10 protein-coding genes and 1 pseudogene are annotated in these 12,541 nt (G+C 73.2%); 4 read left to right on the top strand and 7 right to left on the bottom strand.

Features of this window, described 5'->3' with window-relative positions:
* Window positions 1-10 precede the first annotated feature (10 nt).
* Together ACQP04_RS22265 and ACQP04_RS22260 are read left to right on the top strand one after the other, a co-directional pair.
* Complete coding sequence (locus ACQP04_RS22265; protein WP_433502494.1) at window positions 11-289, top strand: hypothetical protein; 279 nt, start codon at window positions 11-13, stop codon at window positions 287-289.
* Window positions 286-1,536 (top strand): amidase, encoded by a 1,251-nt coding sequence (locus ACQP04_RS22260; protein WP_433502493.1) that lies wholly within the window; start codon window positions 286-288, stop codon window positions 1,534-1,536. The genes ACQP04_RS22265 and ACQP04_RS22260 overlap by 4 nt, the downstream gene beginning before the upstream one ends.
* A gap of 39 nt (window positions 1,537-1,575) precedes the next feature.
* Here ACQP04_RS22260 and ACQP04_RS22255 read toward each other — a convergent pair whose 3' ends face one another.
* The 7 genes and pseudogenes from ACQP04_RS22255 to ACQP04_RS22225 all read right to left on the bottom strand — a co-directional run bounded on the left by ACQP04_RS22255 (window position 1,576) and on the right by ACQP04_RS22225 (window position 10,327).
* On the bottom strand, window positions 1,576-2,199 hold the full coding sequence (locus tag ACQP04_RS22255) for a response regulator transcription factor (RefSeq protein ID WP_433508418.1): 624 nt from the start codon (window positions 2,197-2,199) through the stop codon (window positions 1,576-1,578).
* A 2-nt stretch (window positions 2,200-2,201) separates the two neighbouring features.
* Window positions 2,202-2,759 (bottom strand): nuclear transport factor 2 family protein, encoded by a 558-nt coding sequence (locus ACQP04_RS22250; protein ID WP_433502492.1) that lies wholly within the window; start codon window positions 2,757-2,759, stop codon window positions 2,202-2,204.
* 16 nt (window positions 2,760-2,775) lie between these two features.
* Window positions 2,776-4,227, bottom strand: coding sequence for an aldehyde dehydrogenase family protein (locus ACQP04_RS22245; protein ID WP_433502491.1), 1,452 nt, complete (start codon window positions 4,225-4,227; stop codon window positions 2,776-2,778).
* A 455-nt stretch (window positions 4,228-4,682) separates the two neighbouring features.
* A complete protein-coding gene (locus tag ACQP04_RS22240) occupies window positions 4,683-5,036 on the bottom strand; it encodes an STAS domain-containing protein (RefSeq protein ID WP_433502490.1) in 354 nt (117 codons plus the stop codon).
* Window positions 5,037-5,691: 655 nt separating this feature from the next.
* A pseudogene (gene paaK / locus ACQP04_RS22235) lies at window positions 5,692-6,996 on the bottom strand (phenylacetate--CoA ligase PaaK).
* Between the two features lie 23 nt (window positions 6,997-7,019).
* Window positions 7,020-9,056 carry a phenylacetic acid degradation bifunctional protein PaaZ gene (gene paaZ / locus ACQP04_RS22230; RefSeq protein WP_433502489.1) on the bottom strand — a complete coding sequence of 679 codons (2,037 nt, stop codon included), beginning with the start codon at window positions 9,054-9,056 and terminating at the stop codon, window positions 7,020-7,022.
* A 26-nt stretch (window positions 9,057-9,082) separates the two neighbouring features.
* Window positions 9,083-10,327: a thiolase family protein gene (locus ACQP04_RS22225; RefSeq protein ID WP_433502488.1), complete on the bottom strand. Its 1,245-nt coding sequence runs from the start codon at window positions 10,325-10,327 to the stop codon at window positions 9,083-9,085.
* Between the two features lie 515 nt (window positions 10,328-10,842).
* On the opposite strand from ACQP04_RS22225, the gene ACQP04_RS22220 reads away from it, so the two are divergent.
* A complete protein-coding gene (locus ACQP04_RS22220; RefSeq protein ID WP_433508417.1) occupies window positions 10,843-11,472 on the top strand; it encodes a TetR/AcrR family transcriptional regulator in 630 nt (209 codons plus the stop codon).
* Between the two features lie 92 nt (window positions 11,473-11,564).
* Window positions 11,565-12,530, top strand: coding sequence for a 1,2-phenylacetyl-CoA epoxidase subunit PaaA (gene paaA, locus ACQP04_RS22215; protein WP_433502487.1), 966 nt, complete (start codon window positions 11,565-11,567; stop codon window positions 12,528-12,530).
* Window positions 12,531-12,541: the final 11 nt, after the last annotated feature.

The raw sequence follows: 12,541 nt of genomic DNA, 5'->3' as shown, positions 1-12,541 counted from the left end.
AGGAGCGCCCGTGACCCAGGCCGAGGACACAGGCCAGCGCATGACGCTGACCTGCTACAACGACACGCACGGCTTCGGCTGGCGGCACGTCGACCTGTTCGTGCACGACGCCGAGGGCCGCGAGCTGAACTGGGTGCACTGGCAGGTCCCCGGGGACGGCCCGGAGGAGGCCGATCTCGTCACCGCCCGCGTCGAACCGACGCTGCGCCGGACCTCGGAGTGGCGGCACTCCGTCGGCCCGAGCGGTGTGCACTACTGGGTCGCCGACGTCGAGTGGGAGGACGAGTGAGCGCGCTCTACGCGCCGTGGTCGCTCCGCGGGTTGGTCGCGGACCTGGCCGCCGGACGCACCACCCCCGCCGCGGCGGCGGAGCGGTCCCGCGAGCGGGTCGCCGAAACCGAGCCGGAGCTGCGGGCGTGGGTCGTGCCGCCCGCGGAAGCCTCGACGGGCGAGGGGTCGGGGCCCCTCGGAGGGGTCCCGCTGGGGGTCAAGGACATCATCGACGTCGAGGGCCTCCCCACGCGGTGTGGCTCGTTGTTGCGGGCCGACGCCGCGCCCGCGGGGGCGGACGCCGCCGTCGTCGCCGCGTGGCGCCGCGCCGGGGCCGTCCCCGTCGGCAAGACCGTGACCACCGAGTTCGCCTACTTCGCGCCGGGCCCGACCGGCAACCCGGCCGCCGCGGGACACACCCCCGGCGGCTCGTCCAGCGGCTCGGCCGCCGCCGTCGCGTCGGGACAGGTGCCGCTGGCGCTCGGATCGCAGACGGCGGGGTCGGTCACCCGGCCCGCGGCCTTCTGCGGCGTCGCCGCGCTGGTCCTCACCCACGACCGGCTCCCGGTCGACGGGGTGACGGGCCTGAGCCCGAGCCTGGACAGCCACGGCGTGTTCGCCGCCCACGTCGACGACCTCGCGCTGGCCTTCGCCGCGCTGACCGGGGAGCCCGAGACCGACTGGGCGGGGGCGCGTCCGCCCCGCCTGCTGTTCTGGCCGGCGGGGTCGAGCCCGGTCGATCCCGAGATGCGGAAGGCGCTGCTCGGGGCCCGTGATCGCTGGACGGCGGCGGGGGCGGTCGTCGACGACCTGCCGGATCCCGAGCTGGTCGACGCGCTGACCGCGGCGCACCCGGTGGTGATGGCCGCCGAGGCCGCCGTCGAGCGTGCCGCGGAGGCGAGCCGGGTCGACGAGCTGAGCGCGCCGCTCGCGGAGCTGCTCCGCCGCGGCGCCGCCACCGGCCCCGTGGACCTGGACGCCGCCCGCGCAGTGGTGGCCGAGGGCCGGGCGCGGATCGGCGCGCTGCTCGCCTCCCACGACGCCGTCGTCGGGCCGGCAGCCCTCGGACCTGCGCCGGCGGGGCTGGGGGCCACCGGCGACCCGGTGCTGAGCCGGCCCTGGCAGGCTCTCGGGTTCCCGGCCCTCACCGTGCCGGGTCTGTCCACCCAGGACGGCCTGCCCCTCGGCGTCCAGCTCATCGGGGCCCCGCGCGGGGAGACCGCGCTGCTCGGGACGGGGTGCTGGGTGGAGTCCCTGCTGCGGTGACCGCTGCGGGGGCGGCCGGGACACCCGTCCGCCCCACCGTCAGACCTCGACGCGGTGCAGCAGGATGTCGCGGACCAGCGCCCCGAGACTGTCCGCGCCGGTCTTCGCCTTGATCCGGGCCCGGTGCACGTCGATCGTCTTCACGCTGGTGCCCAGCCGGCGGGCGACGGCCTGGCTGGCCATGCCCTCGATCACCAGCCGGAGCACCTCGCGCTCGCGCTGGGTCAGCTCGGCGACCCGGCGTTCGACGTCCCGGCGCTCGGTGTCCGCGACGAACCGCTGCCGGGCCAGCGCCTGCTGCTGCTGGACGACCTCGAGGATGCGCTGCGGCTCGTACGGCTTCTCCAGGAAGTCGACCGCGCCGTGGGTCAGCGCGCGGACCGACATGGGGATGTCGCCGTGCGCCGAGCAGAAGATCATCGGTGCCGGGTAGCCGCGGCTCTCCAGCTCCTCCTGCAGCTGGAAGCCGCTCATCCCCGGCATCCGGACGTCGACGATCACCACCGCCGGCTCCGCCGGGTCGAACTCGGCCAGGAAGGTGGGCGCGTCGGGGTAGTCGAGCGCCTGGATGCCCACGCTGGCCAGCAGGAACCGCAGCGACTCGCGGAGGTCCTCGTCGTCGTCGACGATGTGGACCACCGCGTCGCCGGGCTCCGGTGGCATGGTCACGGCCGCATGAGGACCGAGCCGGACGGGTGGTCGCTCGCCCAGCGACCGGGCAGGGGAGCGACGAACACGTTCTCGGTCCGGGTCCGCGAGATCTTCCAACACCCGCCGACCTTGCGGAAGGCGTTGTTGAGCCGGCTGGAGCGCAGCAGGGACGTGCCGTCCGCGAACAGCCAGGGCTGCATGTGGATCCACTGGCCGGTCGCGGTGTCGCCGTCGACGTGGATCTGCTCGGAGGTGAGGTAGTGGGCGTTGAGGACCAGCGCGGGATCACGGTCCCGGGACCAGAAGCCCTCGAAGTGCGTGCGCACCGCGGCCGCTCCCTCCGCCCGCCCGAACTGGCCGTCGTAGTACTCTCCCACACCCTCCCAGACGGCGTCGTCGGTGTAGAGGTCCATGATCAGGTCGATGCGCTGCCCGTCGTCGGTGACCCCGAACTCGGGGAGCGGGGTGTCGCAGAGCCACATGTAGCGCGCCTGGAGGCGGCGGATGTCCGCCTCGGCCTCGAGGACCTCGACGCGGCGGGTCAGGGCGGCGATCGTGTCGGTGTCGGTCATGTTCGGATCCCGATCCTCAGAGGACGACGGTGACGGTCTTGGACTCGGTGTTGGCGAGGATGCCCTCGAACCCGAGCTCCCGGCCGATTCCGCTGGCCTTCACCCCGCCCCAGGGCAGCTGCGGCGCGAGCGGCGACCAGCCGTTGACCCCGACGGCGCCGGCCTCCAGGGCGGCCGCGACCACGTGGGCGCGCCGCACGTCCGAGGTCCACACGGTCGCCGCGAGCCCGTAGCGGTTGTCGTTGGCCAGCGCGATCGCCTCGGCGTCGTCGTCGAAGGTGATGACGGTGCCGACCGGGCCGAAGATCTCCTCCCGCGCGATCGTGAGGTCGTTGCCGCCCGCGAACACCGTCGGCGCCACGAAGTGCCCCGGGCCCTCCGGGGCGGCCCCGCCGGTGACGAGGGTGGCGCCCTCCTCGAGACCACGGTGCACGTAGCCGAGCACCCGGTCCCGCTGCGCCGCGCTGACCAGCGGGCCCATCGTCGTGTCCGCGGCCAGCGGGTTCCCGAGCACCTGCGCCTCGGCGGCCTGCTTCAGCCCGTCGAGCACCGCGTCGGCGACCGAGCGGTGCACGAGGATCCGGGTGCCGGCGGCACACACCTGGCCCTGGTTGGTGAACAGCCCCATCGCCAGGCCGCGGACCGCGGACTCCAGGTCGGCGTCGGCGAAGACGATCTGCGGGGACTTGCCGCCCAGCTCGAGGGTGGTGCGGGTGAAGTGCGTGGCGGAGTTGCGCAGGATCCGGCGGCCGACCTCGGTGGACCCGGTGAAGCTGACCTTGTGCACGCCGGGGTGGAGGGTGAGGGCCTCGCCGGTGACGTCGCCGGGGCCGGGGAGGACCTGGACCGTGCCCGCGGGGAAGCCCGCCTCCTCGACCAGCCGGGCGAGATGCAGGATCGACAGCGAGGCGTCCTCGGCGGGCTTCACGATCACGGTGTTGCCGGTGGCCAGCGCCGGGGCCAGCTTCCAGCCCAGGATCATCAGCGGCGCGTTCCACGGGACGATCGCCGCGATGACGCCGATCGGCTCCCGGCGGGTGTACGAGTGCGTCGGGGCGCCGAAGTAACCGTCGGTGCCCAGCAGCTCGCCGTTGATCTTGTCGGCCCAGCCCGCGTAGTAGCGCAGGGACGCGACCAGGTTCGGCACGAACAGTCCCCGGGCGATACCGAGCGGCACCCCCATGTCCTGCGCCTCCAGCCGGGCGAGCGTCTCGACGTCCCGCTCGACGAGGCCGGCGAGGGTGTGCAGGAGCGCGCCCTTGGCCGACGGCGGCGTCGCGGCCCAGTCGCCACGCAGGGCCCGGGTCGCCGCCGCGACGGCCCGGTCGACGTCGGCGGCGTCGGCCGCGGCCACCTCGACGAGGGGCTCGGCGGTGGCCGGGTCGACGGAGGTGAACGTGCCTGCGCCTCCGGTAATCCAGGCCCCGTCCAGGTACAGCTCGGCGGTCGGGGTCAGCGTGCTCGTCATCAACGCGCTCCTCGTGGGGTGGGTCGTGCTCGGGCACCGGCGGCGCGGCGGCCGCCCGGCGGGCACACGAGCGGCGGGCCGCCGGCCCGGATGCCCCACGGTCCGACGTGGCGACGAAAGGAGCAATTGGAGGAACTACCTATGGCGCGTGGGCCGGGCGAGGGCCGAACCTGGAGGGTCGACATCGCGCCGGCGCGCGGCGCGGGACGCATTCCGAAACGGAAGGTGAACGGCGTGATCATCAGCCCGTGATACGGGTCCGAAGCCCAGGGGAAACCCTTCCGAGGGCACGAGGGATTCCCGATGTCCCTGCCGATTCCCCCGAATCTACCGTCCGGAATCACTTCCTCGTCCACCCACACATCGGGAGCGAGTGGGGCGCCCATGAGGTGCTGCCCGGGCCGGGGTCCGACGACTCCGACGAGGCCGTCGCCGCCTGGGTGCGCCGCGGGCGGTCAGCGGCAGGCGGCGGCGACGGAGTCGTAGAGGTCGAAGGAGCCGACGAGCCGCAACACGCGGCTCAGGACCGGGTTGCCCGACACCACGACCCGCACCACGGAGCCGCGCCGGCGCAGCGTCTGTTGCGCCTCGGCGAGCCTCCTGGCGGACCGCGCCGCGACGAACCCCACGTCGCTGAGGTCCAGCACGACGCGGTCGGCCTCCTGGCCCTCCACCCAGGCCCCGACGTCGGCCGAGCCGGTCAGGTCGATCTCACCGAAGAGCATCAGCAGGGCCAGCCCGGGTATGGGGCGCACGGCGAGCATCTCGGCCAGCCCGTCCCGCGAGTACTCCCGCGCCGACGACGTCACGGGTTCCGGGGGGTGTACCGGACGAGCTTCTTCCACGCCACGATCCTTCGAGTCGACGGGGCTCCGGGGAGCGACATACGGCCGACTGCGTGACCGGGCGGAACGAGGAACGGGCACCGACCTCGCGGTGCCGCGGCTGCCACTGCATCAGGGGAACGGCGCGAACGCAAACCCGACGGGCGTCGTGCCGCTGAACGATCGCCACGGCTACTCCGGAGGCCGCCCGGTCGGAGGGTGAACGGGGGATCCGGGGTTGAACGGGAAGGTCACCCTGTCGAAGGGCCAGCTCCGGCTGATCCAGCCGGGGACGAACTCGTCGAGCGTTCGTCGGACGGGCTCGCCGGCGCGACGGTCGGTCCACCAGGAGACCTCGGCGCCGCGTCGGCCGTCGACGGTCGGCACGCGATCGATGTAGACGCAGCCGAGGAGTGTGGACTCGTCGGCGTCGAGTACCGCGTAGTCGAAGGAGAGGTGTGCGCCCGCATCTCGTCGGCGTGCCGCGCGAGGTCGGCCTCGTCCTGGTCGCGCGTGAGCGTGGCGGGTCCCCATGATCGCGACGCCGGGACACACGAGCGCGCCCGCCCGGAGGACCGGGCGGGCGCGGCGTCGAGGGAAGTGGTCGAGGCGTCCGGGTGCGAGCTCGGTACCGCCGGGTTCACCTCGTGCGGCGGTCCAGGAGGCGCTGGAGCTTGCCGACCGAGCGTTCGAGGGTGTCGGGGTCGACGACGTCGCAGGTCACCGAGACGCCGATGGTGTCCTTCACGGCCTTGATCAGCTCCGCGGCTGCGGCCTTGCGGCGCTCGGCCGTGGCGTCCGCGCGGGCTTCGACCCGGACGGTGAGGGCGTCCATGCGGCCCTTGGTGGTGAGTTCGAGCTGGAAGTGCGGGGCGAATCCCGGGGTGCGCAGGACGATTTCCTCGATCTGGGTGGGGAACAGGTTGACCCCGCGCAGGATGATCATGTCGTCGGAGCGGCCGGTGATCTTCTGCATGCGCCGCATGGACGGGCGTGCGGTGCCGGGTAGCAGCCGGGTGAGGTCGCGGGTGCGGTAGCGGATGATCGGCAGGGCCTGCTTGGTGAGCGAGGTGAACACGAGTTCGCCCTCCTGGCCGTCGGCGAGCACGGTGCCGTCGAGGGGGTCGAGGACCTCGGGCAGGAAGTGGTCTTCCCAGATGTGCAGCCCGTCCTTGGTCTCCACGCATTCCTGGGCCACGCCGGGGCCCATGACCTCGGAGAGGCCGTAGATGTCCACGGCGTGCATGTCCATGCGGTCTTCGATCTCGGCGCGCATCTGTTCGGTTCACGGTTCGGCGCCGAAGATGCCGACCGTGAGCGAGGTGGAGCGGGGGTCGATGCCCTGGCGGTCGAACTCGTCGAGCAGGGTGAGCATGTAGGACGGGGTGACCATGATGACGTCGGGGGCGAAGTCGCCGATCAGCTGGATCTGCCGCGGGGTCATCCCGCCGGAGATCGGGATGGCGGTGGCGCCGAGTTTCTCGATGCCGTAGTGGGCGCCCAGCCCGCCGGTGAACAGGCCGTAGCCGTAGGCGTTGTGCACCTTGTGCCCGGGCCGGCCGCCGGCGGCACGGATGGAGCGGGCGATCAGGCCGGCCCAGGTGTCGATGTCGCGCTCGGTGTAGCCGACGACGGTGGGTCGGCCGGTGGTGCCCGAGGAGGCGTGGATGCGGCGGACCTCGGCCTGTGGCACGGCGAACATCCCGAACGGGTAGTTCTCGCGCAGGTCGGCCTTGGTGGTGGTGGGGAACTTCGCGATGTCCGCGAGGTCGCGGCAGTCGTCCGGGTGCACGCCCGCGGCGTCGAAGGAGCGGCGGTAGTGCGGCACGTTGTCGTAGGCGTGCCGCAGCGTCCACCGCAGCCGCTCGAGCTGCAGCGTGCGCAGCTCGTCCGTCGACAGGCGCTCGGCCGCGTCGAGGGTCTGCGGGTCCGGCGCCTCGCCCAGCCGGCGCGCCGCGGTCGGGCTGGTCACTGGTCGGGCTCCTTCTTCGCGACGAGGGTGAGGACGTCGTAGCGGGCGACGGATTCGCCGTCCTGGCGGGTGACGTCGGCGTCCCAGCGGACCTCGCCGTAGCCGGCGGACTCGCGCGGGGTGAGTTGTTTGCAGGTCAGGGTGACGGTGAGTTCGTCGTCGAACTTGACCGGGGTGAGGAAGCGCAGGTTGTCCACCCCGAAGTTGGCCAGTACCGGGCCGGGGTCGGGGTCGACGAACAGCCCGGCGGCGAGGGAGACGATCAGGTAGCCGTGCGCGACGCGCTCACCGAACAGCGGGTTCGCCGCGGCGGCCTGCGCGTCGGTGTGGGCGTAGAAGGTGTCGCCGGTGAACTCGGCGAAGTGCTCGACGTCGGCCTGGGTGACCCGCCGCGGCCCGGCCACGATGGTGTCGCCGGGGCGCAGTTCTTCGAGGTGCAGCCGGAAGGGGTGCCGCTCGGTCTGGTGCCGTTGCGCCCCGGGGACCCAGCGGCCGGTGATCGCGGCCAGGGTGTCCGGGTCGGCCTGGATGGCGGTGCGCTGCATGTGGTGCAGCACCCCGCGGAGGCCGCCCATCTCCTCCCCGCCGCCGGCCCGGCCGGGCCCGCCGTGCACCAGCTGGGGCAGCGGGGAGCCGTGCCCGGTGGACTCCTGGGCGTCGGCCTCGTTGAGCACCAGCAGCCGCCCGTGGAACGCGGCGGTGCCCAGCACCACCTCGCGGACGAACCCGGGGTCGGCGCTGACCAGGGAGCCGGCGAGGCTGCCCTGCCCGCGGGCGGCGTAGTCGATCAGCTGTGCGGTGGTGTGGTAGGGGAGGATGGTGCAGACCGGGCCGAAGGCCTCGACCTGGTGCGGCTCGGCCCGCTCCGGGTCACCGACCAGCAGGATCGGCGAGACGAACGCGCCCCGGTCCGGGTCCGCGTCGACCACCTCGACCTGCTCCGGGTCGCCGAACACGATCCGCCCGGCGTCGGCCAGGGCCTTGACGCTGCGGCGGACCTCCTCGCGCTGATCCAGCGAGGCGAGCGCCCCCATCCGGACACCCTCGCTTGCCGGGTTGCCGACCACGGTCGTGGCCAGCCGGGCGGAGACGGCCTCGACGACGGCGTCGACCCGCTCGGCGGGGACGAAGGCGCGGCGGATGGCGGTGCACTTCTGCCCGGCCTTCACGGTCATCTCGGCGACCAGGGCCTTGACGAACAGCTCGACCTCGGTGTCGGTGGCGTGCGGGCCGAGGGCGGAGAAGTTCAGCGAGTCGGCCTCGGCGGTGAACCGCACGCAGTTGCGCACCAGCGTGGGGTGGCTGCGCAGGGTCTGCGCCGTGGACGCCGACCCGGTGAACGAGACCAGGTCCTGGCCGGTGAGGTGGTCGAAGGTGTCGCCCAGCGCGCCGGCCACGAACTGCAGCGCCCCGGCGGGCAGCAGCCCGGAGCCGACGATCAGCTCGACCAGCTTCGCGGTCACAAACGCGGTCGGCGACGCCGGCTTGATCAGGCTCGGGACGCCGGCGAGGAACGCGGGCGCGAACTTCTCCAGCGGCCCCCACACCGGGAAGTTGAACGCGTTGACCTGCACCGCGACCCCGCGCAGCGGGACACACAGGTGCTGGCCGACGAACGTGCCGCCGCGCCCGAGCGGCTCCACCGCCCCGTCGAGGTAGACGGTGTCGTTCGGCAGTTCGCGCTTGGCCTTCGAGGCGTAGGCCAGCAGCACCCCGATCCCGCCGTCGACGTCGAACTTCGCATCCCCCAACGTCGCCCCGGTCCGCGCGGAGACCGCATAGAGCTCCTCGCGGTGCGAGCGCAGATGCTGCCCCAGCGCCTTGAGCAGCCCGGCCCGCTGGTGGAAGGTCAACTCCCGCAGCCCCGGCCCACCGACCTCACGCCCGTACCGCAGCACGGCGGCGAAGTCGACGCCGGTGGACGAGACCCGGGCGATCACCTCCCCGGTCACCGCATCGAACAACGGACGACCCTCGTCGGACGCGGTGTACCAGTCACCGCAGACATAGCTGCGCAGAAGTGGGGTGGTCATGCGATCCCTCTCGTGGTGGAGGCGGGTCAGACGGTCTCGAGGAGCAGGGCCGCGCCCTGGCCGACGCCGACGCACATCGACGCCAGGCCGCGGCGGCCGCCCTCGCGGCGGAGCCGGTTGGCGAGCGTGACGGTGATCCGGGCGCCGGAGCAGCCCAGCGGGTGGCCCAGGGCGATGGCGCCGCCGTCGGCGTTCACGGTCTCGGGGTCCAGGCCCAGGCGGCGCACGCACGCGAGGCTCTGCGCGGCGAAGGCCTCGTTGAGCTCGACCGCGTCGAGGTCGCCGACCTGCCAGCCGGCCAGCCGCAGCGCCTTCTGCGTGGCGGGCACCGGGCCGAGGCCCATGACGTGCGGCGCGACACCGGCGCCGGCACCGACGACGATCCGGGCGAGCGGGGTCAGCCCGTGCTCCTCGACGGCCCGCTCGCTGGCGACGACGACCGCCGCGGCGCCGTCGGACAGGGGAGAGGAGTTGCCCGCGGTGACGATCCCGCCCCTGCGGAACACCGGGCGCAGCCGCCCCAGGGACTCGGGGGAGGCGTCGGCGCGGGGGCCCTCGTCCGCGGTGACCTGGACGGGGTCGCCCTTGCGCTGCGGGACGGAGACGGTGACCAGCTCCGCGTCGAACCGCCCGTCCTTCGCCGCGGCGACCGCACGGGTGTGGCTGCGCAGCGCGAACTCGTCGCACTCCTCGCGGGTGATGCCGTCGAGCGCCGCCACCTCCTCGGCGGTCTCACCCATCGACAGGGTCGCCGGACCCTCGGTCTCGGTGTGGACCTCGGGCGCGGCCTCGTCGAGAGTGCGGAAGCGCGGGTTGGTGAAACGCCAGCCCAGCGACGTGTCCGCGACCTCGCCCGGCTTGGCCCACGGCGTGCCCGGCTTGGCCATCACCCACGGCGCCCGGGTCATCGACTCGACCCCGCCGGCGACGACGACGTCGGCCTCCCCGGCCTTGATCGCCTGGGCGGCGTTCGTGACGGCGGTCAGGCCGCTCGCGCACAGCCGGTTCACGGTGTAGCCCGGGACCGTCGCCGGGAGCCCGGCCAGCAGAACGGCCATTCGGGCCACGTTGCGGTTGTCCTCGCCGGCCTGGTTCGCGGCGCCCAGGACGACCTCGTCGATCGCGTCGGCCGGCACCCCGGCCCGCGCGACGGCCTCGCCGACCACCAGGGCGGCCAGGTCGTCGGGGCGGACGCCCGCCAGCGCCCCGCCGTACTTGCCCTGCGGGGTGCGGACCCCGCTCACCAGGAATGCGGTGTTGCTGCTGCCCATGAAGCCGCTCGGCCTCCGATCGGTGTCTGCGTCGGCGAACGATCGTTCGGTTGCCGGGCAGGTTAGCATGGGCGCGTGGCGATCCGACAGGGGCGAGGGTGCCGACGGCGTCCGGCGCGCGCGTCCCGTGGGCCCGACGGCCAGGGCTCGGCCGTCGCCGTCGCGGCACGAACCGCTGCCGGTGGAGCTCGAGAAAGCGCTGGTGGAAGCGTCAGGGGCGGTGGCCAGGGGTCGGCCGGGACGGGCAGGCTCATCAGATGGGGGAGACGACGTCGGCGAGCACGTCACACTGCCGCGTGGGTCCCTGACGGCGGTCGCCGGGGTCGAGAAGTGCGACAGCCCGATCGTTCGGGCGATCATGACCCGCCGGCCTCTGACTCACGGCGTCGGTCTCAGGGGGTTCCGAGCGGCCCGACACGGGGAAGGCGAGGTCCGCGAATGACACGTGCAATCCCGGGAGCCGACGGCCGGCCGGTCGGCCGGGTGCGACGCACGGGAGGAGCGCGATGACCGCCGTGACGGCGGGGCCGCCCTCCCGGCCGAACCGGCGCGCCCGAGGCACCGCCGGTGCCCGCCGCCCCGTCTACGACGCCCGGTCCCTGCTGGCCGTGGCGGTGCAGGAGTTCAACGCCCGCGGCTACGACGCCACCTCGATGGAGGACCTGTCGCGGGCCGCCGGGATCACGAAGTCCTCCTTCTACCACCACGTCAGCGGCAAGGAGGAGCTCCTCCGCGCGGCGCTGCAGCGAGCGCTCGACGGGCTCTTCGGCATCCTCGACGAGCCCGCCTCCCAGCGCGGACCCGCGCTGCGGCGGCTGCAGCACATCATCGGGCGCCAGGTCGAGGTGCTCACCACGGAGCTGCCCTACGTGACGCTGCTCCTGCGGGTCCGCGGCAACACCGACATCGAGCGGTGGGCCCTGGCCCGCCGCCGCGCGTTCGACGCCACCCTCGCCACGCTCGTCGCCGAGGCGGTGGAGGACGGCGAGGTCGCAGCGGGGGTGGAGCCCTGGCTGGCGGCCCGGCTGTTGTCCGGCACGGTGAACTCGATCATCGAGTGGTACCGCCCCGGCCGGCCCGGTTCGGAGAGCCTTCCCGCCCAGGTCGTGCAGATGGTGTCCACGGGGATCATCCCGCCGGCCTGACGCCCGCCCGGGTGAGTTCGGCCCCACGCTTGCATGTGCGGCGGGAGTGCGTCATCATCAGACGAACGAACATTCGGTTTTGGAGGTTCGCGATGACCGCGACCGAAGAGCGCTCCCACCCTGCGTTCGAGGACGAGTTCCAGGCCACGATCGACGCCGACCAGCGGATCGAGCCGCGGGACTGGATGCCCGAGGCCTACCGCAAGACGTTGATCCGCCAGATCGCGCAGCACGCGCACTCCGAGATCATCGGCATGCAGCCCGAGGGCAACTGGATCGGCCGCGCGCCGTCGCTGCGGCGCAAGGCGATCCTGCTGGCCAAGGTGCAGGACGAGGCCGGGCACGGGATGTACCTCTACGCGGCCGCCGAGACGCTCGGCGTGGACCGTGAGGAGCTGACCGAGAAGCTGATCGAGTCGAAGCAGAAGTACTCCTCGATCTTCAACTACCCCACGCTGACCTACGCCGACGTCGGCGTGATCGGCTGGCTGGTCGACGGGGCGGCGATCTGCAACCAGGTCCCGCTGTGCCGCTGCTCCTACGGCCCGTACGCCCGGGCGATGGTGCGGATCTGCAAGGAGGAGTCGTTCCACCAGCGGCAGGGCTACGAGCTGCTGCTGGCCATGGTGAACGGAACCCCGGAGCAGAAAGCGATGGTGCAGGAGTCGGTGAACCGGTGGTGGTGGCCGTCGCTGATGATGTTCGGTCCCGCGGACGGGGACTCCCCGAACACCCAGCAGTCCATGGCGTGGAACATCAAGCGGCACACGAACGACGAGCTGCGCCAGCGGTTCGTGGACATGACGGTCCCGCAGGCCGAGGCCCTGGGTGTCACGCTGCCGGACCCGGAGCTGCGGTGGAACTCCGAGCGGCAGGCGCACAACTTCGGTGAACCGGACTGGTCGGAGTTCAAGGCCGTGATCACCGGTGCGGGCCCGACCAACACGCAGCGGATCGCGCACCGCCGCCGGGCGCACGAGAACGGGGCGTGGGTGCGCGAGGCCGCCCGCGCCTATGCGGACAAGCAGGCGGCGAAGAAGCGTGAGGTGACGGCGTGATCCCCGGCGAC

Origin of the sequence: Pseudonocardia halophobica (assembly GCF_050948485.1) — a bacterium.
Lineage (GTDB): Bacteria > Actinomycetota > Actinomycetes > Mycobacteriales > Pseudonocardiaceae > Pseudonocardia > Pseudonocardia halophobica.
Note: the sequence above shows the minus strand (reverse complement) of the source record. Positions and strands in the feature narration are given on the sequence as shown.